This window comes from Hoylesella buccalis ATCC 35310, assembly GCF_025151385.1.
GTDB lineage: Bacteria > Bacteroidota > Bacteroidia > Bacteroidales > Bacteroidaceae > Prevotella > Prevotella buccalis.
Genome location: NZ_CP102287.1, coordinates 1 through 25379, shown reverse-complemented (window position 1 = coordinate 25379; position 25379 = coordinate 1). Strand labels below are relative to the sequence as shown.

The window sequence follows — 25379 nt, the reverse complement described above, 5'->3', positions numbered from 1 at the left end:
AACAAACTGGTTATTTGCGTTTGGTCCAGTAGCGTTCTATTTCTTCCAATGACATGCCAGCGGTTTCCGGAATGTATTTCCACATGATGAACATGTAAGGCAGACACATGATGGCAAAGAATATAAACGTACCGGCAGGTGTCAGCGATGTGAGCATCCATGGTGTGAGCTGTCCCACAAGATAGGTTCCTATCCATAATGCGAAACCGGCGATAGACATGGCAACGCCTCTGACACTGTTGGGATACATCTCAGAAAGTAGCACCCAAACCACCGCACTGATAGAGATGGCGCAGCAAAACACATAGAAGAGAAAGAATGAAAGCATGAAATAGACCGAAAGGTTCATCGTCTCTGTGAATGCGAAATAGAAAGCGATCATCAGTAGCGACAGTATCATGCCAGACACGCCATAATAGATGAGCTTTTTTCTTCCTACCTTATCGATAATGCTCATAGCCAGAATAGTGGTGACACAATTGACGATGCCCACCAGAACTTGGCAGAACAAGGGATCGGTCATGCCTGCATCCTTGAAGATAGAAGGGCCATAATACAACACGGCATTTACACCCATGAACTGTCCGAGAATGGCGATGCACACTCCGACAACGACAGCAGTGAATATTCCCGGGCGCAGAAGTTGATGCCAGTCGGTCTTAACTTGCGAGGCCAGATTGGACTGTACCTGACTGACAACAGCATCCGCTTCTTTCTTTTCAGAAAAGAATTTTTCAAGAATGCGGGTAGCTTGAACGCTTTTGTTACGAACAACCAGCCACCTCGGACTCTCTGGAATGAAAAACAAAAGGATGAAAAAGAACAATGCTGGTATCGTTTCCATGCCCAACATCCCTCGCCACACCTCATCCACAAATATCAGTTGGAACTGTGAAGATGCGAAAGAATGGCTTTGAGATACACCCAAGAGCAAGAAGTTGACCAGATAGGCAGCCAGGAAACCAACTGTTATGGCCAACTGGTAGAGGGACACCATCCTGCCTCGGTATTGAGAAACAGAAACCTCTGATATGTACATGGGTGCAACTATTGATACCACGCCGATGCCAACGCCGCCCACAATACGATAAATCACTAACCAATTGAACGTAGGGGTGATGGCACACCCGATGGCTGAAACGGTGAACAAGATGGCGGACAGGAACATGGCAGGCTTGCGTCCAATCTCGTCACTTAACCAACCTGCGAAAGCCACGCCTATGATAGAACCAATCAAGGCACAACCTACATACCAGCCCTGCTGTAAAACGCTGAGCGAAAACTGACTCGTGACCTGGTCTATGGTGCCTGATATGACGGCCGTGTCATACCCAAAGAGCAGTCCGCCCAATGCCGCAGCCAGCGCCAGATAAAACACATATCCCAGTTTTACGGAAGAATCATTCATAATATGGAAAACTATTGATTACCTGATATTGAAATATTCTTTATAACGGTCGTACAGGTGATGTGCCTGGATATAGGCTGACTGTGGACTCATAAAGTGGGAGAATTCGAACGTAATGGCTTTGTCGTAATGACACCGCTTGGCAGCTTCTAGCTTCATTCGCAGCTTGTCGAATTTAATCGGCAAGAACCTGATGGGCATGTCACGGTCGAACGATTCGGCATTGGTCCAACATTGCATACCATACCTGTCGGCCAACTTTTTGTTCACTGAGAAGAAAGCATCCAGCTCATCATAGTCGATGTGCCCATCTTGGAAAGCACAGGCATCAACCACGTCGTGTATACCATCGAAGATCTCGTTCCATTCACGCTCATGTTCCTCCACGGAAACCGCTTGGGCTTTGCTGAGCTGCTGTGTACCCATCACCGCTTTCTTTCCGTCAATCCATGGAGAGATAAATACAGGTAAGCCATCAGAAACATCCTTACACTGCTTGCCAAGCGCATGGAACGTGGGAATGGCGCCTTTGGTCTGTCTACTAATCTCGGTGCTGATATACCACCCTTTAAAACTCTTGTGGTGACCGTATCGCTTCCATACTTCATCGATGACATATTTGTTGTCCTCAATCTCCCAAGACATATCGCCCGTGTCCCAGTATCGACCAGAATCGTAAAGGCCAAAGTAGAACTTCATGCCATATCGATCGGCCAGGCGGAGATACATGTCTATCAAATCGACAGACGGCATATAACATCCATGCTTCTTAACAAGATACTCAGAGGGATAGGTCATAAATTTACGGTATCCACAACGAATGACAATCACGGTATCAATGCCGATGGCCTTCATGTACTTGAAATCCTGATCCCACTCTTTTTCTCCCCAGTTTTGGTGAGGAATGTCATGGGATATCTCATCCAAAAAAGTACCGGTTATCTTCAGTCCGTTGTTCTTCGGAACGATGAGAGAGCCACTAACGCCTTTTCCTTGCGTATTGAGCAGATTCTCTGTTTTTGTCAGTTGGTTGGCTCCCTTTGCTATCGGGGCCATCGTTATAGCTGCTCCTGCGAGTGCCGTCTTTTTGATAAATTCTCTTCTATTGACCATTGTTATTTGATTTTTTATGAATATAAGGCAAAGTTAATGAATGATGCCGAACCACTGGCACCTTGATTTCGGATTATTTTATTTCAGCTCTGAAGGGAGAGGCCGGAAGTCCTGCATTGTTGCACAAATCAGCCTGCATATAGTTGCGGAAACAATAACGTACCTCAGTAGGCTGACGCACAGAGTCGTTCCACACTTTAACTTTGGCAGTACTATTGATGATTCTTGCATTGGCAGGATATATTTTTCCACCTGCGTCAACAAGCTCGAAGCCACGTATTTCTTGATTTTCAGGAATCATACCCTCTTGTCCGTGCTCAAATGTAACTTCCACAACGCCATCTTTAAGCGTACACGATTTGTAAATCGGCCCAGAATAAAGAAAACCACTGCGACCGTATGTCTTTGTCAACGCCCAATAGGCGAGACGCTCGCCTACCTTTATTTTATATGGTGGGTGTATAAACAGCTCACTGCCGGCATCGGTTGTGGTCACCATACCTACGTTGGGTACCTCGCTCATCAGCTCCAATTGGCACTGGCGAAACCATGCCCATTCGAGTTTATCCTTGCCGCCAGCCTGATAGGGCGCAATCTGCACGTAATAGATGGGCATGTCTTTATTTTCAAAAAAGGTTCTCCATTGTTGCACCATCGCTGGAAAAAGGCGTTTGTATAGGGCTGGATTGGAAACGTTGGCCTCACCTTGATACCATATCACGCCTCGTACGGGGAATCCTTTCCAAGGGTTTACCATGGCATTCCACAGCAGTGTAGGTGTACCAGCTTCCCATCCAAACTTGGACTGGTTGACATCAGGCAATTTTACCTCATTGAATTGCTGTAGCGTTTGTCGGCTCATCCACGCCTCGATTTTGGATGCGCTCCACGAGCTGTGAATCAATCCTACCGGTACGTTGATGGAGCGTTGCAACAAATCTCCGAAGAAATAGGCCGTTGCGCTGAAGTCGCCTACCGCCTGTGATGACAATTCCATCCATTGTCCTTTCACACCCTCGGTCTTGGGTGTGGTACTCCAATCGCGCTGAACGGTGTAGAGTCGCAGCTGCCTACGTGGGTTAGCCGATACAATGTAAGGCTGGCAACCATAAACCGGCTGCCCCCTGAATCCGCGCACGGGCATTTCCATGTTAGACTGTCCGGAACAAAACCAAACCTCGCCAAGGAGGATATTTCTCAGGGTTAACACCTCGCCATCAGAGAATGTGATGGAGTATGGGCCTCCCGCCGAGATGGTATGCAGTGTGGCTTGCCAACGGCCGTTACTGTCGCTTTGCGTCATGATGCGTTTGTCACTCCACGATGCTTTAATCGTTATTTTACTGTTTTTCTTGGCAGTGCCTGTGAACCTGACATCCGCCTGTTGTTGCAGCACCATGTTGTCTCCCCATATTGAGGTCAAGGTCACCTTGGCAGTAGTGTTGCTTGGTGTTACACAAGCTACAAGGAGTGCGGCACAAGATAAAAAGAATTGTTTCATTTTCGTGTTATTTCTTCTTGGTAAACATTTCCGAAACGGTCGGTCACTCGCACGGCCAATTTAGATTTGGAATTGCGAGGCGTGGCACGGAACATGTGTTTGGTGGGCAGGGGCGCAATCCAGCTTTGCATGGTCTTGCGATGGTCCTTAACCATTTTTACGGCTGCTGGGTCCAGACCGGTGTATTGCGTCATCACACCCATCGGCTTACCGTTTTCCAGCCATTCTACTTTCCATTGGTCGTCATAATTCCACACATTGGCGATGATATCCTTAGGATATTCTTTCACCGTTCCAGGTGCATACGCCCTGAATTGGTATGTCTTGGGATAGCCCGTACTCTTGTAATACCAACTTACCTTCTTGCCATCCACCTCAAAGACCTGACATCCCTGTGGCGTACCGTCAAGGCACAATGGGACGTGCCACCATGTTCCACATACGGCTCCGATGTTGTGTTCCATCTGATGGTTGTTGAAGATGACGTTCGAATTGGTATGCATGTGTCCTGTGAGGAAATGCGATTCGTAGCCTTCAAGCAGTTTGAAGAGCGACTCTGCGTTGATGGTTTCGCCCCCTAAGTATTCGTAGGTGTAAACAAACGGTTGTTCTTTCACCGTGGATCTAAAAGGAATATGCGCCGCTACAAACACTACGGTGCCTTTGGGAACGTATGAAAGATCTTGTTCCAACCACTTGAAGGTATTCTCATCGATGTATCCTACATAGAAGTATTGTCGTCCAACGTAAAAGCAATTATTGATAACGATATAGTGTGCGTTGCCTTTGTTGAAAGAATAGCATGATGGTCCGAAATGTGTTTCAAACGATCGGTAGGATGTTTCGTGCGTTCGGCCATTGTAGTCCATGTCGTGATTTCCAATCACTCGATAAAAAGGAAGGTCGATGCGCTGTGCCTGTCGCATGTAATCCTCAAAGAATGTTGTCGGCGTGTCCCAACAGATGTCACCGCATGACAACCCAAACGCATCTTTGTCAGGGGTTGAGGCCAACAACTTGCGATAGTCGTCCACTACTGGGCCGTATTTCAACCAGTGCTCTTTGGAGTTGGCTTGCACGTCGGCCTCTACGATGGCGATATGTCTTGTGTCGTCCTTGGGATTTTTCTTGAGCCTGAAATTGTATTCCAGCTGTTGTTTCTGATGGTCAATTTCTTGATAAAACAGTGGTATTCCCCTGTTTGTTTCGGTGAGAAACCCGGCAGGTGTGGATATGTACACAAACCGTGTGTCACCCACGTTTGGTATGCGATATACCCCGTTCTTGTCTGTCGTTACACAGCGTTTCCCATCTGTCACCACAACATTGGGTACGCCCTTGCCTTCGCAAGTGACCGATCCATACAGCTCGTGTGGATTAGGCACATGGTCTTCGTCCAACGCTTCTTTCAGCTCTTTCCACCAATCATAGAGGATGATGTGCACGATGTCGAATATCATGACACCGTCAGACTCTTGGAGGTTCATGCGGACAGCTTTCTGAAACTGCAAGGGGTTTTTCCGGTAGTCTTCTACATATAGGCCTCCATAGAATGGCTTGGCACCCTGCAACAGCTGCCTTGTGTACTTGCATCCGCCTTCCACGCAGAGGTATTCACCAGACGAGGCTTCGCTGTCGGTCTCGTTCTTGTACAATCCTGACGACTTGTAATAATCGTCTATGGTTACATTTTTATAATAATTACCGTTGGTGTAGAAGTCTATCAGTTCTGCATAGCCATATTTGCGATACTCAGGCGTGGCCCATGGGAAATCCTTTGAGGGGTCATACTTGTTGCTTGCCCAGTTCACACCCACCTCATAATAGGTAGGGTACCATGCCCCCGTGTATGAGGCTAGTATACATTGGGAATCTATTTTTTTTATAGCGGATCTGACATCATTTATAAAACCATAGATGACAGAGGCACGCCACTCTATCCATTTCTTGTAATACGGACCGGGAACCCTGTCGAACGAGCCCTTGTCGTTGGCTTTCCATTCGTATATGTCTTCTGGATACTTGTTTAGTTTTTCACCGATGTATTTTTCAAACAAGGTGCGCGATGCTTCCGAAAAGTCTGATTCGATGCAATCATAGCGCGCCCTGTCCAACATGATACCGTCAAACTTAAAACGTTTTACCACTTCTTTCACGATGTTGATTTCATGACGTTGCACGTCTTTCAAGGCAGGGTTTAAGAACATGGACGTTTTTCCATTTAATTCTGTCACGGGAATGAGTCCTTTTCCGGGAACGTAATTGATGGATTGCCATTTCTTGTTTTTCCCAAAGACAGCTCCTCTTAACTGACCGTGCGCCTTGCTTCCGTCAGCGAAGATGTTCATGCCGGCAAATATAACCATGCCACGCTTGTGAGCTTCAGAGATGAACGTATTGATAAAGTCAAAATCAGGACGTGTAAATCCCTTCCACGTTCTTTTCCTCGATGTGTACTTACTGTCGTAAAGCACCTCACCGGTGTTATCCTTGATGTCTAATACTAAATGCGTGATACCAGCCTCATGGCATTTGCCAACGTAATACCTGATGGAGTCAGGATAGCTGAATCGCTCGAAGTTGGCCGAACAATCCAACCACATGACCTTAGGTTTGGTCGTGGCAAAAGTCAGTAAGGTGGTGCACAATAGGAGTAGTGTGAGACAGGCTCTTTTCATAAGTCGTATATTATTTGTTATTGATTTGTTTTTTCGATGGCTTTAGCGATGCCTTCCTTGGCATATTTCCATTGATTGGCTTTCTTAAGATGAATCATGTCGAACAGAAAATAGCCGTTACAAGCATCCATGCATGCCTTGACAGATTGCACGATGGCTTGGTTTTCCTGCTCTTGGGTGGCTTTATTGGCCGTGTCCCAATTACCGACATCAGGTCCTCCCACTACTTTGGGGCAAGAACCTTTTATCTTTGACATGGCCTGTAAACAGAATCCCTGCATGGTCCATTCCGTATTGCCATAAACAAGCAATGGCGAGGCGTAAGCACCAATGAGCATTTGATCCATCAAGTCAGCGTATCCGAAGGAGTGATAGTTTTTAGTTGCCCATCTATAATAATCAGAGGTTTTAAAATTAGGGGAGCCCCAATTCACACCCACAGTGTAATAGGTGGAGTACCAACCACCGACATACACGCCAAATTGTATGTTGGAGTTGACGCTCTTGACAGCGTTTCGTGCCTTTTCCATAAAGTCGCGAATGGTTTTGGCCCTAAACTCCAACCATTTCTTTGTGTAATCAGAAGATTTCCCCGATAGCTTTGTCGCGCCTTTGGGAAGAATGTCTTCCGGGAAATTGGAGATTTTACTTCCCATATACGTTTCAAATTTTTTGCGGGACAGATCAGAGAAGTCAGCGCGCAAATCCAAATATCTGCCTCGATCCAACACAATACCGTCAAGGTCATATTTCGCAAGATCTCGCAACAAGTTGCAAAGAAAAGTTTGCACTTCCGGATTGGCTGGATTTAGAAACTTGGTAGGCTCAGCCTCTTCCATGATACTGACAATACCCTGAGCTGTACTCATCTGTGTTGTCCATGCCCTCTTGTTCTCGTCACGATACACCATACCCGTTCCGTTGTTCATGGTGTTTCCTCCCACAAAGGTGTTAATGCCTGCGTGAACTTTCAAATCCAATTTTCGTGCAGCATCTATAAATGCTTGCAAATAGTCCCACGTAGCCGTGCGGTCTATCTTTGTATAGCCTGTAGATGTCCATGCGTATTGATATTTCACTTGTTCTACTGTGGAAGTCTTGAACAATACGTCTCCGCATGTTGGGCGCACGTCTACCACGATATCCGTGAAACCTGCGTCTTTGGCCAGGGTCAAATCTCGTGTTATGGCCTCTTTGCTATTGGCGAAATCTGGAAAATTCGCTGCTGCGTCAATCCAGATATATCTTGGTTTGTCGGTCTTATTTTCTATTTCTTTGTTATTTTCCTTTTCTTCCTTTTGTTTGTTTTGTCCCCAATAATCTATTGGATCTTTTGATCCACATGCTACAAAAACAAGTAGAGTCAGGAATAAAAGGCTGATAGTACAATGTCGTTGTTTCATTCGTTGTCCCTTATTATTTTATTCTTTCCATTAAATATACGGTTCTTTTTTCATCATCCAACAAGATGAATCTGTTTTTTTATCAACCGTGAACGATAAAAGCCATCTCAATGCAGTGACATGGTCAAAGCATTGAGATGGTTGAATGAAAGATTACAAATCCAAACAGTCGCAGCGCACGCAACCAACATATCCGTTGGTAAACATGAAGTAGATGTACAGATAGTATCCGTCGTTCGATACTCTCAGTGCGACGTCGCCTGTTCCATTTGCGTTTTGTTTTCCTAATGCCTTGCCTCCATACTTGCCATTGATATCCAAGCCTTTTGAAGAGAAGTCAAGCACCTGCGTGTCCAAATTGCCACCACCTGTGTCGAACAAGTAGATGCAATCGTCTGTACCCCATGTCCAAAGGTTCACAGAGTTAGAAATGAAGTAGTGTGCTTTGTTAAATATGGTATAGTCTACCGCATTCTGAAGCCAATTAGATGTAATTTCAGGTCCCTTGGCCTTGATGGAATTGGTTTTGCCGTCAAACAATGAGGCATGCCTTGGTGCGGCATAATATGCAGCAAAATAGTCACTTGTGGGGTCAGTTGGATCGCTGTATATTACGTCTGCGTTAGTACCCCAGTTACCTAAGCCTTGGGCTTGAACCATGACTGGCGTGGTAGAAACCAGCTTTCCGGCTTTCACCTGCCAGCGTGCGAATTGTCCTGCAGTAGCATATATAGGTGCAGTAATAATAGCATCACCGTCCAAGCTACCAATAACAGATAGTTTACGTCCCATTTGTGCGCTTGTGGTATATTCTAAATACTTTTCAGGCTTGCCCTTGACACCCTTTACTCTCCAGATAACGAACTTACCATTTTTCTGGTTATTGAGGTTACAGAACAATATATTGTCGTTATCATCGGCCGTGGCATACATGTTTGTCACGCTTCCAGCAAATTCGCTGATGTCGATATGGCCAGCTATCTCTCCAGTTTTGGCGTTGAGATATACAGCTTGTCCATTGCCTCTCTCGTTCACAACAACATAGTTGTTAAGAGCAGCGATACCGGTGGTCATGTGGTTTTGGGTTAGTCCGATGTCCACAAGTTTCTTTACCCACAACAGTTGGGCGCTGCTGGCGCGCAATCCATTGTTGATTTTTTGTGGAATTTCTTTTTTCACAGTGTACACCATCGAGGTAACGCCATCTTGCGCCGTAACCTTGATTTGTTGCTCCTGGTCATAGTCAAGAGCTACGACTGTTGGGTCAGGAGAAATGGTGGCTCCGTGAGAGATGCTCACCGTAGCAAGTTGTTTGCCAATCTCGTCAGCAGAGACAAGGGAGATTACCTTGTCTGCTTCCTTCACAAGGCCACTTAAGTTAGCATTCGGGAGGTCAAACTTAGTGATGGCACATTCGTTGCTTTTTCTTATTTCGGCCACAACTTTATAGTCTGCCTTCCCGCCGTTCTGGTCGGTTACGGTAATCGTGTTCTCCTTCGTCAGATCCATAAAGTACAGCTTAGGTGTCACATACACGTTGTTTTCAAGACTTGCGAACACCCGCATCTTTTTGAGCGACGATTTGTCGAGAACATTGTCAGACAGCCGTGGGTAGTTATAAGGAAACACGACGGTAATCACTTTGTTTTGATAGTCTATCTCACTTGTGAAGTTGTTTTCATCCCTGTCGTCATCAATAAATCGTGCTGTGAGATTCGTGATGCCGTTTCGCTCTATATTAGGGTGAAACTCCTCGGGCTCTTGGCAACCTACCCATGTAAAAATAAGCAGCAGGTTGCAGGCTAATGTCAATATTTTGGTTTTCATATTTGTCAATACTTAAAGGTTGTTATTTCCATTCATCAAACTGTTTGGCCAACTTATTGTTCTTCAATTCGGATGTAGGAACAGGCAGCCTGTAGAGTTTTGACGAGAACTTACGGTCTTGACCGTCACAATCAACATACTCGTATGTGCCGTTGGTAATCTTCATACCGTGACAGCGGTAGTTGTTATACTCAATATGAGCCAGTTTCCACCTGCGCATATCCCAGAACAGATGTCCTTCGTAAGCTAATTCCACTTTACGCTCGTTGCGGTAATCCTTAAACCAAGCGTCACCGGTAGAGGTTTTCGCAGGCAGTCCAACACGTGCCCGCACGCGGTTCATGAGCGTCTGTGCCTCACTGGTTTTGCCCAATCTGAAGGCAGCCTCGGCTTTGTTCAACAACACCTCGGCAAAGCGTATTTCTACCCATGGTTGCGAGCTATGTTGTCCCTTGATATCCGTCAGCTTTTCGTCGAGCAGCTTACGAAGAAAATATCCTGTGGTGGTTTTGCCGAAAGAGTAGGCCTGCTCACGATAAGCCATGAACTCACCGTTCTTTCCTCCTACGCTGCAATCCATCTTGCGTCCCTTCCATTCGCATCCCGCATATATGATAGTTGCGGCAAATCGGGGTTCAAGCTGGTCGTAAGGAGGCTTTTGGTTGGTCGTTTCATGCCATGGTGTCCAATCCACAGTTTTACCTTCCTTGGTTTCATAGCACTCCACCATTTCCTGCGTGGGTGTTCCCGTAGCACCAAAATCGTATCCGTCGCACTGTGGCACATAGTATTGGTCAAAACTGTGGTAGGGTCCACTGTCCTTGTTGTACCTGAACGCCAAAATGCATTCGTTGTTGTTGCCACTCCATGCGTCAGCGTAATTGGATGCCAAATCGTAAAGCCCGAGCTTCTCTACCTTGTCGGCTGCGTCGTATGCAGCCTGCCATTGTTCTGCGTAAAGCATGGCTCGTGACTTCAGCGCATAGGCTGCTCCTTGAGTTACCCTGCCTTTTGCATTGGGATCTGCCCACTCCGCAGGAAGGTTAGCTGCCGCAAAGTCAAGATCATCACCGATAAATTTCCAAGTTTCTTCAGCCGAACTTAGTGCTTTGTCGTTGCTTTCTGGCAAGTTATCGTAGATAATGACGCTACCATGCCGTTTAGCCAACTGGAAGTATAGGTATGCGCGGAAGAAGCGAGCCTGAGCCTCCCAGCGTGCGTTTTGCTCCTCAGAAAACTTCGAATATTGTTTTTGCATGGCTAAAAACTGGTTTATCTGCCTGATACTTCCGTAAGCAGCTCCCTCGCTCCATACATTATATAGACAGCCATCGGGTGTCACTACTGATGGGTCGGTAACGTAAACATTGGGATGCCCTGCGCGATGACCCAATGATACCGAGCCATATTTGAAGGCGTCTGTAAGGCTTTCGGTCAAGCTACCGCCAAACTGCGTCTCTCCAAACTGGCCGTATCTGTGCAAAGCGGTGTAAAAAGCATTCACGTTTTTATCAACGTGCTTTGCGTCTTGCCAAACAATCTCATCACTTACGGTCGCTGTTTGAGTAACGCCATCCAGCCAATCGTTACACGATGTCAAGGGCAAGACTGCGCAAAATGCCACCGCTATATTAAAACATATATTTTTCATACTGTCAAATCTTTTAGAATGTTAGTTTTATTCCCATGGTATACGTCCTCTGTTGCGGGTAGTAACCGTTGTTTACAGAAGGAGACTCAGGGTCTATGTTGTATTTGGTTAGACTGCTGAATGTCAACAGGTTGAAACCTTCCACATATATTCTTGCACCCTCAATGCCTATGTTAGTTAGCCATTGCTTGGGGAAGTTGTAGCCAATTTGCGCTGTCTTTAACCGCATGTAATTGCCCGAACGATACCAGAACGTGGAAGAGAAACCGTTGTTATTGCTTGGTCCTGAAATCTCAAGACGCGGGAACTCTGCGTTGGGGTTGTCGGGTGTCCACGATTTCTCTACCAAATAAGTTGGTGAGTTACCACCGTGGTAGAATGGCTTTGTATAGGACGTGTTGTCTTGGATGCCCGAACCACTATACAGTCCAGTCAACGCCACAACATTGTCCAAGCCCCAAGAGAACAGCAAGTCAAAGTCGAATCCCTTCCAATCGCCAAACAAGTTGAACGATCCTGTGTGTGTTGGGGTTGAGCTTTTTCCTACATAGCCTTGGTCTTGGGCAGCGGTTATCACACCATCTCCATTCCGGTCCACATATTTTATATAGCCCGGCAGTGCTTTATAACCAACGACAGTCGGCGAATTGGCTATATCTGCCTCGTCCTTGAACAGTCCTGCGTCCATGAAACCATATTTGGCACCGATTTGTTTACCTGTGATGCGTTGGTATTCAGGAGCATTGTCAGTATCGCCTGCGTATTTCAGCCAACGTCCATAAGCGTACGACCATATCAATTTTCCACCATAATTAAAATTCCCAATGTGGTTGCGATGGGTTAGAGCCACCTCAAATCCCTTGTAATCAGCTTTGTTTATATTGGCTGAGTTGTGATAGTATCCACCTCGTGATGGTGGGAACGCACCCACGACAGACGAAATTTTGTCATACTCATATTTATAGAACACGTCAAACTCGATGCCTAAAAGGCCATTCCATAAGGTTGCGTCTACACCGAGGTTGTAGTTCATACATTGTGCCCATCGTAGGTCAGGATTTCCTAAAACGCTGGCATACATCATCGACTGACTTCCGCCTCCCAGCACCAATGCGTTTTTCACCAATGTCATCGCGTTGCGCCATTGAAATGCGTTCAATCCGCTACTTGTTCCTGTTTTACCAACACCTGCACGCAGTTTCAGGTTGTTCACCCAGTCTGCGTCAAACCATTTTTCGTTATTGATACGCCAACCCAATGACAAACTGGGTAAGAACACCCATCGGTTGTTCATGCCACCAAAAAGGTAGCTACCATCATAACGTGCCGAAGCCTCCAAGTAGTACTTGTCATCATAGTTGTAATTGAGCCTACCGACAAATCCAGCCACCCGCGTAAATCCGCTATAACCACCAATCGTAGGCATCTTTTCTTTGCCATCACCGGTCAAGTTGGTAATCTTGCTAAGCTCGTCAAGCTGCAAGAAGTCCAATCCTGTACCAGTTGCACTCAGGGCGTTGCTCTTGTTTTCGCGCGTCTCGGCCAATAACAACACGCCCACGGTGTGCTTGTCAAACCTGTTGTCGTATGTCACACTGGTTTGTGTGGTAAAGTTGTAACCCTTGCTGGCGGCCTCACTCAGTGACACGCTGTTTCCTTGGGCATCGTAAGTCTTGTAATAATTCAACGTCTTGGATGCGGAGGTGGGCAGACTCATCTGCATCACCTCGAAAGGATTGCTTAGCACTTTGTTGAAATAGAAATTAGCATCGTAAGCTCCTTGAAACTTCACACTTAAGCCTTTCAGCCAAGGCGCATCATATTTCAGACTGAAATTGGTCTGTACAAACGAGCGATTAGACTTGCTGTATCCTGACTCATTGATGGATGCCAATGGGGCAACTGGTGACGAAGCGGTTGGTGTAGATACGGCGTAAGTCTTTCCCTGATATTCCATAGTTTCCGGAACGTATGGCATAGCCCTAATGATCTGCTGTGGAATGTTATGCCAATCGTTTGGGTTGGCTGAGTATCTGGGTGCATTGCGCTTCTCTATACGCCCGGCAATGCCCAGCGTAAAAGTAAGATTGTCGGTTATCTTTGCGTCAATGTTTGAACGTAGATTCAGACGGTCATAATCGAAATTGTCAATATTGCCGTTTTCTTTCAAATAACCCATCGATGCGAAAAACTTCACCTTGTCGTTTCCACCCGATGCGGACACATTGTGGTGCATACGGTTTCCTGTTCCAAACAATTTTTTGTACCAGTTGGTGTTACCCCATCCGTCAACTCCTTCACGCATCTTTTGTACCATTTCATCTGTAAAGACGGGGGCGTCGCCCTGCAATTCGCGTGCTTTGTTGTACCAATAAGCGTACCCGGGGCCGTCAAGCCACACCTGATTTTGTGCGTTCTCGCTAATTCCAAAAGCTCCCGTGTAGGAGATGGACGTCTTGTTTTTGCTACCTTTTTTCGTGGTTACGATAAACGCTCCGTTGGCATCCAGACCATAGACAGACACGGCGGATGCGTCTTTCAAGATAGACACCGATTCTATTTCATTCGGGTCCAATCCATTAAAGTCGGCTGAGGTGCGTCGAATACCATCAATAACGTAGATGATACCCCCTTGTCCACGCATGGTGAGCGCAGCGTTATCACTACCAGGCTGCCCGCTTGATTGCACGGCTGCCACACCTGCGATGCGCGGTCCGATGATATTACTGATACTCATGGTCGGTGCTTTTAGTATCTCTTTGTCAGATACAGTGGAGATAGCGCCCGTAATGCTTCCTCGCTTTTGTGTGCCATAGCCCACCACTACGACCTCACTTAAAGCGGCGACATCCTCCTTCATCGTAATGTCAATCGTCTTGCGATTGCCCACCTTCACTTCTTGCGATACCATACCGACACTTGCGAAAGTCAGTATGTCATTGGCTTTAGCCTCAATTTGGTATCGTCCATCAATGTTAGTAACCTGTCCTCTCGTCGTTCCTTTCACAACGATAGACACTCCTACCAAAGGCTCACCGTTCGTGTCGCTGACTGTTCCTGTTATCACATTTTGCGCATAGCTTGCTGCCACACATGTGACTGTTAGGATCAAGGACACAACAAGCCTCCTGATACACCATCTAATTTGTTCCATTAATTATGATTTTTAGGTTAGTGAATAATTTAAATATTAAAATGCTCACAGTATCTACGATACAAGTGACCAGCTTGCAAATATGCGGAATTGGGACTCATGAAGTGTGAAAACTCAAAGGTAATGGCGTTTTCCATTCCGGCTTTTCGTGCAGCTTCAAGTTTCAACAGCAGCTTCTCCCATTTGATTGGCAGGAAGCGGATGGGCATGTCGCGGTCAAACGATTCAATGTTTGTCCAGCATTTCATTCCGTATCTGTCTGCCAATTTTTTGTTCACCACAAGATAATCGTACAGTTCGCCATAGTCTACCTGGCCGTCTTGAAATGCCAAGATATCCACAGCACCCTTGACGTTGCCCAAAATCTCGTTCCATTCCTCTTCATGTTCTCTCACGGTGAGAGCCTTGTCGCCACTCATCACTTGGTCGGTCTTCACGCCGTGAATATAGGGCGAAACCATGGTCGTGAGGTTGCCCGACACGGCTTTGGCGTGCTTGCCAACCTCTGCATATATGCGTGACATGTTCTTTGTTCGGCGACTGATTTCTTGTGACAGATACCATCCCTTGAAAGAGGGATGCTTACCATATTTGGCCCACACTTCATCTATCAAGCTTAGGTTCAGGTCTATCTCTTTTTGAAACAGCCCCTCTTGCCAATACTTGCCGGAATCATACATGCCGAAGAAGAAATTCATGCGATACTTGTCGGCGAGTGTCAAGAACATTTCTACCAAATCAACTGGCGGATAATATACATCTTCTTTACCGATGAGAGTTGAGAATGGTGCGGCAATCCACTTTCCCAGTCCAGCACGGATGAGAACAACCGTGTTGATGCCCATCTTTTTCATGGCCTTGAAGTCTTGATCCCATTCTTTCTTGCCCCAGTTTTGGTGTGGAATGTCCCAACTTATCTCATCCAGAAATGTAGCTTTAATAGGCATGCCCTTCATGGCGTGCGGTGTAGCAAAAGTCTCACCATCCTCGTGCTGGGCAAAAGTGTTGTCCACCTTGGTGTAAGAAGACAGTATTTTGCTACCCATCACAAGCGTTGAGGCACCCATTATTTGCTTGATAAAGTTTCTCCTGTTTGTCATGGTTCGCTTTATTTGGTATCGTTTGCCTTGACTATTTCTTCCAACGTGGTCCAGCATTGGTACATTCCTCTGGGTACATGGAAACATCCTTTCCATTTTCCACCCTTCAATGGCAACAGCACTTCGCCGCGCCTGTTGAGGTATCCGTACCATTCAGCATACTCGTCATCTCTGAAATGTGTCCATGCATATTCGTGTACCTTCTTAAACCAGTCCATACACCTCTTGTCTCCCGTGAGCTGATAGCCCTTGAGCATAGAGATAAGGGTTTCGATGTGTACCCACCACAGCTTCTGATCCCATTCCAATTGCTGGGGAGGACAGCCATTGCGATCCATGAAATAGTACAGACCACCAAACTCCTTGTCCCATCCATACTCCAACATGGTAAGTGCGGTGTCCTTGGCTTTTTCTATCAGTTCGGGTCTGTCCAAGCGTTTGCCCAAGTCCATGATAAACCACATGGCCTCTATGGCATGTCCCGGTGTTACCTGTCTGCCCTCGAAACAGTCTACCAAGTTGCCGTCGGCACCTACGTTTTCCACAATGATGCCGCCAAGGTCTGGTCGGTAAAACACGTCCATCACTTCATGGATGCACGTTTCCATGGTCTCGAGTAGATAGTTTTCGTCAAGAAGATGCTCTATCTCCAAGGCCAAGTTGCAGAGTATCATGGGCAGTGCAAAATTTTTCATGTTGCGTGTTCCCGGATGTATCTTGTTCCACTTACCTTTGGGATTGTCTACCTTCGACAGAATGATATCGAACGTTTTCTTGGCGATGGTGGCATATTCGTCATTGCCTGTAGCCAAACTTAGCTGTCCGAAAGCCATGGCTGCGAACGTGTACGAGAAGATGTTGTAAGGCTCAACCAATGGTTTGCCTGTCCTATCCAGCGAGAAATACCAGTTGTACTGGCCGTCATGTCCATGCTTTTTTAAAAACTCTGCTCCTTGGATGGCACAGTTCAACCATTCCTCGTTTTTCTCTACCTTGTTATATAGCATGGCGAACAACCACACCTCACGACACTGCAACCAAATAAATTTGTCGGTGTCAAAAACATTTCCTTTGCGATCCAAGCATGTGAAGTATCCACCATACTCTTCGTCTTGTGACTTCTCAAGCCAAAAAGGTACCACTCTTTGTAGCAATTCACTTTTGTACAAGTCGGCTAATTCTTTCAATTGATCTATATCCATAGCTATATGATTTAAATATTAATTCATGAAATTTCCCTGTATGTCAACTTCTTTCCAGTGAAAGGGATCGAGCATTTGGTCTATCAGTACGGCCATTTCACCTCGTGTAATGACGTGTGCCTTGTCTGTTGCCTTAAAATGGTATTTCGTTAACAGTGGTTCCCAATTTGCTTTGATGGGCATTCCCTCTGACTCAGCTACGTTTTGAATAACACGCAATGCGTCCCCCAATGTCATCACCGAGTCTGTCAACATGGCACCTGTTTGCTTCCATCGTGGGAAAATGTCACGCATACCTTCCAGTTCGCGTCCTTTTAATGGTTGGTCGGTCCTCAGCCATGTTTCATTCTTCCAATCTACATTTTTGCCAACCCCTTTCAAAATACCCGTTGAACCAATGTGTTGATAAGGTATGAATCGAGGATCTTGTTTCTGAACATCCAGATAGGGAAGCAAATATCCGCCCGCCTTCAATATTTCATCTTGCACATCCCTTACAGATACGCCCGATAAAGGCGTTCTTTTCTTGAGTGAGAGGGCCGCCAATGCACCAGCTGCCTGACCTATCTGCATCACCACAGGCTGCAAACGTGTTGCACCATTGGCGATATTAGACACGGATATGGATTTCTCTGCTACTATCAAACCCTCGACTCCCTGTGGAATGAGTGTTCCTAACGGCAGCCCAAATGACGGAACTGGATAGAAGTGTATGTCGGGCAGCGTGTGACTTTCTTTGTAGCGCATGTGGTGATGGTCTACAGGATAGTCGCCAACAGCGATGCTGGTTCGGTACAAAGGAGCTGCTTGATTGTAAGGTGACACCATGTGATTGAGTGTAAACCGAACCGCTCCATGAATTCTCCTGGATTCACGATGATAAGGAATGAAAGGCAGAAGATCTTTTGTGGGATATTCGTCGTCGGCAAGTCCTATATGACGGAATCCTAATTCGTGCTGAATAAAATAAAGAAAACACAAGGTATGTTCTTTCGCTTTCTTCAAAACTCGTCTGCGTTGCTTGTCAGACATTTCCACCAAATTGACGTAATAGTCATTTCCGTTGATAGGCCAATTCAGCATAATCTTGCCATTGGGAAGCTGTCCATAGCTCATCATCTTGTCTGCCGGCCACATTCTTTTTGGCTCATTGCTGGATATGCACAGCGGGTTGATGCAGCAACAGGCAAAGACTGAAGGGTCATAACCCTTCGGCTTTCGCATGGAAACATCCTTTTTATAATCCTTCAAGATGGCAACATAGGTAAGGTCCTGAATAACATTGTTGCCTTTTTCCAAAGCAATATCCTCCTGCGTATCATGGCGACTATCCATGCCAACATCATAGCCTACCCCACACTTGGCTGCCACATCTCCTAATTCAGTAGCATCAATGAGCATTGGTGTTTTAACGATCACGCTTTTACCTTGCTTTTTAATCTTCAAGTTCCATTCGCCTTGCTTTTTGCTGATGCGTCTGATACTGCTCTCTTTCCACACTTCGATATTTTTCTCTTGTGCCACCATGTCGTTCAAAACCTGGTTGCCTACCGAGGGTTCGAAGAGAACTCGGCTTACCCACCCGGTGTTCAAGGCTTCAAGACTGCCGTAATGCTGGGCAAGACGATTCCTAAATTCACCAAATATGCCAGCAGGCATATTGAAGTTTCCGTCGATGGCACTGACACCTGCGCTTGTTAGCATGCCACCCAACCATGTACTTTCCTCAATCACGAGTACACGCATACCCATACGAGCTGATTGCAAGGCAGCAGATACGCCACTGGCACCACCTCCTGCTACGACAATGTCTGGATGTAGATTGCCACCTAAAAGCGATTTGGGCAAAAAGAAGAGATACAAAACCAGTATCAAAAAATAAGATCGTTTTTCTTTCATTAGTCGGTTAGATCTACGATTCATTAGGTTAGGTTTAATATTTAAAGAGTACAGTTCGTATTGAACCGTGACAAAGGTAAATATATATTTAAGAATAACCAAATAAATAATTATATTTATATGTCTTTTTAATTATAAAATATTTAATAATTATTTGTTGGTTATTTAATAAGTTTTTTATTTAATCATGCATCTATTATTATAATGTTTATCGTACAGACAGCAACTGTACATGCTGTATGGGTTCATCGCTGGGCGAACGGAAGACTGCTGTCTACAACCACAGCGCTTTTAATGAAGAATGATAATTTGCATTTTTTAGTTCAAACGGAACGTTCTTCGGTAAGATTTCTTCAGCTGCAACGTCTTTTTTAACACAAATGCCGGACGTTTTTTCAACCAACCTGTTCATGTCACGGAAATATGTGAAATATGAGAGAGTTTTTATTAGCAAGTTGATTATTAGCAGGTTATAGGTTTTTTGAGCCTGAAATGCAAACTAAAAAAAATGTGTTTGGTACGAAAAATCCCTTTTTCGTGCAAAAAAGCCCTGCTATATGATGCATATTGGGCAGGTAAAGCATAACAATTGGATGGCAAAAGCATACCTATTGGGCGGCAATAGCATGCTGATTGCGGATTTGTTGTATGTGAATGTGGTAAAAGATGATGCTTTTAAGGTTTTGAACACCTTAAAAATCCCCTTGTTTTATCTATTTTGCAATTTTATTTTGTCAAATAAAATGAATCGACTTAACAAATGAAAGGTCTGTTAACACAAGAGAGTATCATTGCTTGAAAGCCCAGAAGTGCGCATTATTACCGAATAGAAACACGAGGCTATTGCATGGCCGATTTTGCTTCGTGGGTGCGATAAACCAGGTAATGGCCATCGGCATGGAGGGTAAAGACATCGGCAAGCGACTCGTTGAGCGTACCTTGCCACCAACTTTGATAGGCGTACGACTGCCAACGCAAGCCCTTGTTTTCGATACGGTGGCATGAAATATTAAAAATACTTACTTGCTGTTTGGCAAACGACTCAAAGGTGCAATCGCCATGGCAAGGTACAAACGTGCCGTAATCGGTCACCATGACAGGCTGCACACCGTAGGTTTGAAAATAACGCAGCAAGAGGGAGATGTTTCCCATGGTATGATCCTCACGCTTGCCCGTTGCTCCCAAATAGGCGATACGGCTATAGTTGCGGCTGACACAATAGCGGGTAGCCTTGGTAAGGTCGTTGTCTGCCTGTTCATGCTCAACATGCAGCACGTCATGAAATTGTAGTTTGGCAGCATCAGACATCGAATCACCGTCGCCAACCACGGCTTCCACCTTATTATATAACGAGGGATGCAGCAACTCGATGGCGCTGTCGCAACACACAATGCGAGGCGCTTGCTGCAAGATTTGGGTGGGAACGGCATGCTGCGGATAATCTCCGCCCGCTAAAACCACCACGTCGAAATTGGTTGATGAGTTGATGAGCTGATAGTTCATGACGCTGCTTGCTTCATCATCGACTTCCACTTGAAGTACCCTAACACGGCAATGACGACATAAAGTCCGTACAGTCCTGCCTTGAAAGGAATGCCCTTGTACACATATAGCGCAGTGCAAACCACATCGACCGCAATCCAAAAGAGCCATTGCTCTACATACTTGCGTGCCAAAGCCCATAAGCCAACGAAACTGAGTGCATTGGTAAAGCTGTCTAACAAAGGTACGTTGCTGTTGGTAAAGCGCACCAAAACATAATAAGTAACGCCCCACGCCAAGGCGAAGAACGCGAAAGTAGGCAAATAATGCTTGCCAGGCATGTGCGTAATGGGCAGTTCTTGCTTTTTTTGATTGAAGAGTTTGCTGCCCCACTTCCATGCAATATATCCATAAATGGCAGCCAGCGTGTAATATACTGCCATGCCCGCATCGCCGTACAAACCGTGTCTCCAATACAAAAACACGTCCATGGCAGGCATCACGATGCCCACTATCCACAGCCAAATGCTAGCTTTATATTCCAAATAGATATAGACAAGTCCCAAAATGGTGGTGACTATATCCAACCAATCGAATGTCATGTTATTATTTGTTAGAATGGGAGTTAAAGGGAGTAAATAGGGAATTAGGTCAGGAGTTAACAGGAGTTACAAGGGGAGTTAATGGGAGTTATCGGACAAATGCTTTGCAATGGAAGGCAGAAATTGTTTTTTTCTATCTCTATCAATAAGGTAATGTCCGTTAACTCCCTACGTAACTCCCCTTAACTCCCCTTAACTCTTAATCAACTTCCCTTTTCTCCCTTATAACTTCCATAAACTCCTACTCCTCTCCCATCAACTCTTATCAGAACGTCAATGACAAGTTTGCCATAAAGTTGATAGGAGCCTGTGGCGCAAAGCCAGCCATATACTGTCCGTTTTTGCCATAGGTAGCTACGACGTTGCCTTGTGCATCCTTCTTAAAACTAGGTGCTGCCCAGCCGTTATTGTCGTATTTGGCACTGAAAAGGTTGTAGACAGTACAGCCAACGGTAGCCTCTTTCAAGCCCAACTTGTGACAGGCAAAGGTGTAAGCCACATTGAGGTTGGTAGTAAAGATGCTGCCCAACATCATGCTCACGTCAATGTCTTGACGGTTGTCGTCTTTGGTTTGATAGCTTTTCAGTCCTGTATTGGTGAGATACTGCTCACCGATATACTGCGTATGAACATTGGCAGACAACCCTTTGTAGTTGAATGAGAAGATGTTGTTGAAGATAAGATCTGGAGAAAAGCTGGTAGGTGTGTCGCCCAAAGAAACGTTCTTCTTGTCTTCCAACTTCACCATCCAGTCCTTAACACGGTTCTTGCTGAAGGTGGCATTAACGTTCCAAGTGAACCAGTCGACAGGCTGCCAAGCCGATTCCAATTCAATACCCATGCGATAGCTACGACCTGCATTCTTTGTCTTCATCTCACCGATGGCATCCAGTTCGCCAGTGAGCACAAATTCATTGCTATAATTCATATAATATAGGTTGACACCTGCGCTGTATTTGGCACAGGCAAACTGGTAACCTATTTCCAAATCGCCTAATTTCTCTGCCTCCAACTTGGTGTCAAGGTTTTGCTCAAAACTGTTGCGGGTAGGCTCTTTGTGCGCAATGGCATACGATGCATACACGCGGTTGTTGGCATCAGCCTGATAATTGAGTCCAAACTTAGGATTGAAGAAATTGAACTTTTGGTCAAGATTGAAGACAACCTGCTTGTTATTGTCATCCCATGCATCGGAAGGACCTGTCATCTTAATGCCCACATGACGATATTGTAAGTCGGCAAAGGCACTCAAACCCTTTACGAACTCCCAGTTTACCTTTCCGTAAACATTGCCGTCCACCTTCTTGGCATCGTTGTTGTAATACTCGTTATCAGGCTCCAATGTGGAGGGTCCCATCTGATACACCTTCTTCTTATTGCCGTTGGCATCTTCTATCTGATAGAAAGGGGCACCCGTCCAAATGACTTTTCCAAAGTGGCCGCCCACATATTTGTTCCAACCGCCACCGATGTTGGCTGTCAAACCACGCTTGTTGTCATAGTTAATGGAACCTACAGCACCATAAAAATCGTTGTCCATCTTCTTTTGGCGCACTAAGTCGCCCAACAACTTGGTGTCTTTAGACAGATGATATTGATACCAATTGCCTTTTCCTTTGTACTGCTCGTAGTATCCGTCACCCTTAGTATAATGCAAGGCAACGTTGAGTTTCCATTGGTCACCAAGTAGTTGACTCCAATGCAGCTGGTAGTTTTGCTGATGGTAGTTATCCGTTTGTCCGTCGTAATATTTCACCTTGCCCTCGGCATCGGAATACTCACCGCACGAATTGTAGGTGCGTCCGTACAGACTTTGTTCGTACTTGGAAGCGTAGTTCCATGCGTGATAAGTACGCTCCATGCCATTGAAGGTGACAAACTTCACCATGGTGTTGTCCGAGAAATAGCCCGCTTGGATGAAATACGAATTGAGTTTGGTGGAAGCTCGGTCCAAATAGCCGTCGCTACCGATATCTGAAAGGCGTCCTTGTATGCCCCAATGTCCCCCGATAAGTCCTGTTCCGAAGCGCAAAGTCTCCTTGTGCGAACCGTAACTGCCGCCCGAAAGGTCGATACCGAAGAATGGTTTGGTACCGATGTTCTCGGTTTGCATGTTCAAGGTAGCACCAAAAGCACCCGCACCATTGGTAGACGTACCAGCTCCTCGTTGCAGCTGCATGCTCTGCACACTCGAGGCAAAGTCGCTCATGTTCACCCAGAAGAGGGTTGCACTCTCGGCATCGTTCATCGGAATACCGTTTGCAGTAATGTTCACACGCGAGGGATCGATGCCACGCACACGCAAGGAGGTGTACCCAATACCATTACCTGCATCGGAAGTAAGGGTAATCGATGGCAACGTAGACAACAAGAATGGAATGTCCTTGCCATGGTTCATCTGCTTGATTTGCTTTTGTGACAAGTCCGAATGCGCCATAGGCGTTTTCTTGTTGGCACGAGTAGAAATTACTTGTACATCCTGTAACTCGTAAGTATGCAAGGTGTCAATAGGTTGCACCGCATACACATTGGCGGCAGTCATCGCAAACGCTGCCCATAAAAACTTTTTCATTGTTTTTTTTAGCGATCAAAAAAATAAATGAATAAGGGAGAGAGCAAGTGCAAAGTTTTACTGTTGAAGAACTTCGCCCACTTGGCTTCTTGGTCAATTCCTACGCTGGTATTACCCAGATCAGGTCAGAAGGTTTGTTCTCAGCCCACGAATAAAAGTGAGCACCCTTAGCTTACTGTTTGTAAACCGACGGCAAAGGTATGACTTTTCAACAAGACCAGCAAAGAATATTCGCAAAAAACAACCTTGCGACTAACAATTCGATAGAAATGGACTCAAGGCAAAAAAAAGTCCAAAGCTCGAGGGCCTTGGACAAGATGTCTATTTCATTTTAAATATTAAAGTGGACGACAAACAGGGATTGATACTGCCGGTTATTGCTTCAACTTGAACGAATTCTCAATGCTCATCACCTCGTTGGAGAACATGGAGTCCAACTTCAGGCGCTGTTCGATGCGCGAACAGCTATGAATAACGGTGGAGTGATCGCGCCCGCCCACCAGCTTTCCAATGCGAGAGGCTGGCATCTTGGTGTACTTTTGCGCCAGATACATGGACAATTGACGCGCCGTTACCAACTCTTGCTTTCGACTCTTGCTGTTCACTGCCGATACAGTGACGTTGAAATGTCGGCAAACGGTGTCGAGAATCTCATCGATGGTGAGCGGTTTGTCATCGATCTTCACGGCACGCTGTATGACTCTTTGTGCCAAACGCATATCCACCACGCTGTTGTAAACCACCGAATAGGCCAGTAACGAGTTGATGACGCCTTGCAAATCACGCACGCTTCCATTGGCCGTCTGTGCGATATACTGTACCACGTCGTCTGGAATTTGAAGACCGTCGCGCTGTATCTTACTATTCAGGATGTCGATACAAAGTTGCAAGTTGGGTTTCTCCAACTCGGCAATCAGTCCGCATGCGAACCGTGTCAGCAGCCGTTCGTTCATTCCTTTCAAGTCAACAGGTGGTCGATCACTGGCCAAGATGATGCGCTTACCATTGCGGAACAGGTGGTTGAAGATGTGAAAGAAAGTGTCTTGTGTCTTCGTTGCCGTCATCCACTCTTGTATGTCGTCGACAATCAACAAATCAATGGTTTGATAAAAGTTGATGAAATCGTTCACAGAGTTCTGCAAAACGGCATTGGTGTACTGCACCTGAAACAAGCGTGCACTAACATACAGCACCCTTTTCTGCGGGTATAGCTGCTTAGAGAGCATGCCGATGGCGTTGATCAAGTGGGTCTTTCCACAGCCCGATGGACCGTAGATGAACATGGGATTAAACTGTGTTTTGTTGGGATGTTCGGCAATAGACATGCCAACCGAGCGCGGCAACTTGTTGCTGTCGCCTTCAATATAATTATTAAAAGTAAGGTGTGGATTCAAATTTGGGTCCAACTGTTGCGGCTGGGCGGCGTCAAGAGCTGACGGAGGTTGATTGGCACGGGTTTTCTTCTGTGGCTTAACGCCAGTCACATCGGTCTGTTCTGCCTCTACATCCTGTGTTAAATGATGCTCCTGATCGGTGACAATACGGTATTTCAAACGAATGTTGTCGCAAAAAGAACGCCTGAGCACCTTGCTCAATAAGTCGATATAATTCTCTTCCAAGTACTCGTACACAAACGGACTGGGTACTTGTATCAACAACGTGCGGGTCGCTTCGTCGAACGACTCGTAGGTGATGGGCTGAAACCATGTATCATATTGTTGCTTGGAAACATTCTCACGGATGAGCGCAAGGGCTTGGCCCCAAGCTTGATTAGGACTTACATTCAT

The 25379-nt window shown here is 45.9% G+C and carries 14 protein-coding genes, 1 pseudogene and 1 riboswitch; all 15 genes and pseudogenes read right to left on the bottom strand.

Going from position 1 to position 25379, the window contains the following annotated elements:
- Window positions 1-10 precede the first annotated feature (10 nt).
- Complete coding sequence (locus NQ518_RS00075; RefSeq protein WP_227207644.1) at window positions 11-1408, bottom strand: sugar porter family MFS transporter; 1398 nt, start codon at window positions 1406-1408, stop codon at window positions 11-13.
- Window positions 1409-1426: 18 nt separating this feature from the next.
- A complete protein-coding gene (locus tag NQ518_RS00070) occupies window positions 1427-2521 on the bottom strand; it encodes a DUF4434 domain-containing protein (RefSeq protein WP_004348674.1) in 1095 nt (364 codons plus the stop codon).
- Between the two features lie 76 nt (window positions 2522-2597).
- Window positions 2598-4022: pseudogene (locus NQ518_RS00065) on the bottom strand (sialate O-acetylesterase); the annotation flags it as partial.
- Complete coding sequence (locus tag NQ518_RS00060; RefSeq protein WP_227207648.1) at window positions 4019-6700, bottom strand: calcineurin-like phosphoesterase C-terminal domain-containing protein; 2682 nt, start codon at window positions 6698-6700, stop codon at window positions 4019-4021. The gene NQ518_RS00060 and the pseudogene NQ518_RS00065, both read right to left, overlap by 4 nt.
- 17 nt (window positions 6701-6717) lie before the next feature.
- Entirely contained in the window at window positions 6718-8103 is a 1386-nt protein-coding gene (locus NQ518_RS00055; protein WP_227207650.1) for an alpha amylase family protein, read from the bottom strand.
- Between the two features lie 153 nt (window positions 8104-8256).
- Entirely contained in the window at window positions 8257-9930 is a 1674-nt protein-coding gene (locus NQ518_RS00050) for a DUF5018 domain-containing protein (RefSeq protein ID WP_227207652.1), read from the bottom strand.
- A 22-nt stretch (window positions 9931-9952) separates the two neighbouring features.
- Window positions 9953-11581, bottom strand: a complete 1629-nt coding sequence (locus NQ518_RS00045) for a RagB/SusD family nutrient uptake outer membrane protein (protein ID WP_227961441.1) — start codon at window positions 11579-11581, stop codon at window positions 9953-9955.
- 13 nt (window positions 11582-11594) lie between these two features.
- Window positions 11595-14735, bottom strand: coding sequence for a SusC/RagA family TonB-linked outer membrane protein (locus tag NQ518_RS00040; RefSeq protein WP_227961443.1), 3141 nt, complete (start codon window positions 14733-14735; stop codon window positions 11595-11597).
- A 29-nt stretch (window positions 14736-14764) separates the two neighbouring features.
- The gene (locus tag NQ518_RS00035; RefSeq protein ID WP_227961445.1) at window positions 14765-15835 is read right to left on the bottom strand and encodes a DUF4434 domain-containing protein; all 1071 of its coding nucleotides are present in this window, start codon (window positions 15833-15835) and stop codon (window positions 14765-14767) included.
- Window positions 15836-15843: 8 nt separating this feature from the next.
- Window positions 15844-17037, bottom strand: a complete 1194-nt coding sequence (locus NQ518_RS00030; protein WP_227207660.1) for a n-acyl-d-glucosamine 2-epimerase — start codon at window positions 17035-17037, stop codon at window positions 15844-15846.
- Window positions 17038-17055: 18 nt separating this feature from the next.
- Entirely contained in the window at window positions 17056-18936 is a 1881-nt protein-coding gene (locus NQ518_RS00025; protein WP_227207662.1) for an FAD-dependent oxidoreductase, read from the bottom strand.
- Window positions 18937-19776: 840 nt separating this feature from the next.
- Window positions 19777-20439, bottom strand: a complete 663-nt coding sequence (locus tag NQ518_RS00020) for a thiamine diphosphokinase (protein ID WP_227961447.1) — start codon at window positions 20437-20439, stop codon at window positions 19777-19779.
- Window positions 20436-21020 (bottom strand): nicotinamide riboside transporter PnuC, encoded by a 585-nt coding sequence (gene pnuC, locus NQ518_RS00015; RefSeq protein ID WP_036873419.1) that lies wholly within the window; start codon window positions 21018-21020, stop codon window positions 20436-20438. The genes NQ518_RS00020 and pnuC overlap by 4 nt, the downstream gene beginning before the upstream one ends.
- A gap of 265 nt (window positions 21021-21285) precedes the next feature.
- Window positions 21286-23592: a TonB-dependent receptor gene (locus NQ518_RS00010; RefSeq protein ID WP_227961448.1), complete on the bottom strand. Its 2307-nt coding sequence runs from the start codon at window positions 23590-23592 to the stop codon at window positions 21286-21288.
- A 79-nt stretch (window positions 23593-23671) separates the two neighbouring features.
- A riboswitch (TPP riboswitch) is annotated at window positions 23672-23771 on the bottom strand.
- 195 nt (window positions 23772-23966) lie between these two features.
- Window positions 23967-25379, bottom strand: a complete 1413-nt coding sequence (dnaA, locus tag NQ518_RS00005; protein WP_102698127.1) for a chromosomal replication initiator protein DnaA — start codon at window positions 25377-25379, stop codon at window positions 23967-23969.

What these genes read in the sequence shown, in the direction of transcription:
- NQ518_RS00075 (WP_227207644.1), bottom strand. Translation starts at nt 1,408, where the DNA reads ATGAATGATTCTTCCGTAAAACTGGGATATGTGTTTTATCTGGCGCTG.
- NQ518_RS00070 (WP_004348674.1), bottom strand. Translation starts at nt 2,521, where the DNA reads ATGGTCAATAGAAGAGAATTTATCAAAAAGACGGCACTCGCAGGAGCA.
- NQ518_RS00060 (WP_227207648.1), bottom strand. Translation starts at nt 6,700, where the DNA reads ATGAAAAGAGCCTGTCTCACACTACTCCTATTGTGCACCACCTTACTG.
- NQ518_RS00055 (WP_227207650.1), bottom strand. Translation starts at nt 8,103, where the DNA reads ATGAAACAACGACATTGTACTATCAGCCTTTTATTCCTGACTCTACTT.
- NQ518_RS00050 (WP_227207652.1), bottom strand. Translation starts at nt 9,930, where the DNA reads ATGAAAACCAAAATATTGACATTAGCCTGCAACCTGCTGCTTATTTTT.
- NQ518_RS00045 (WP_227961441.1), bottom strand. Translation starts at nt 11,581, where the DNA reads ATGAAAAATATATGTTTTAATATAGCGGTGGCATTTTGCGCAGTCTTG.
- NQ518_RS00040 (WP_227961443.1), bottom strand. Translation starts at nt 14,735, where the DNA reads ATGGAACAAATTAGATGGTGTATCAGGAGGCTTGTTGTGTCCTTGATC.
- NQ518_RS00035 (WP_227961445.1), bottom strand. Translation starts at nt 15,835, where the DNA reads ATGACAAACAGGAGAAACTTTATCAAGCAAATAATGGGTGCCTCAACG.
- NQ518_RS00030 (WP_227207660.1), bottom strand. Translation starts at nt 17,037, where the DNA reads ATGGATATAGATCAATTGAAAGAATTAGCCGACTTGTACAAAAGTGAA.
- NQ518_RS00025 (WP_227207662.1), bottom strand. Translation starts at nt 18,936, where the DNA reads ATGAAAGAAAAACGATCTTATTTTTTGATACTGGTTTTGTATCTCTTC.
- NQ518_RS00020 (WP_227961447.1), bottom strand. Translation starts at nt 20,439, where the DNA reads ATGAACTATCAGCTCATCAACTCATCAACCAATTTCGACGTGGTGGTT.
- pnuC (WP_036873419.1), bottom strand. Translation starts at nt 21,020, where the DNA reads ATGACATTCGATTGGTTGGATATAGTCACCACCATTTTGGGACTTGTC.
- NQ518_RS00010 (WP_227961448.1), bottom strand. Translation starts at nt 23,592, where the DNA reads ATGAAAAAGTTTTTATGGGCAGCGTTTGCGATGACTGCCGCCAATGTG.
- dnaA (WP_102698127.1), bottom strand. Translation starts at nt 25,379, where the DNA reads ATGAATGTAAGTCCTAATCAAGCTTGGGGCCAAGCCCTTGCGCTCATC.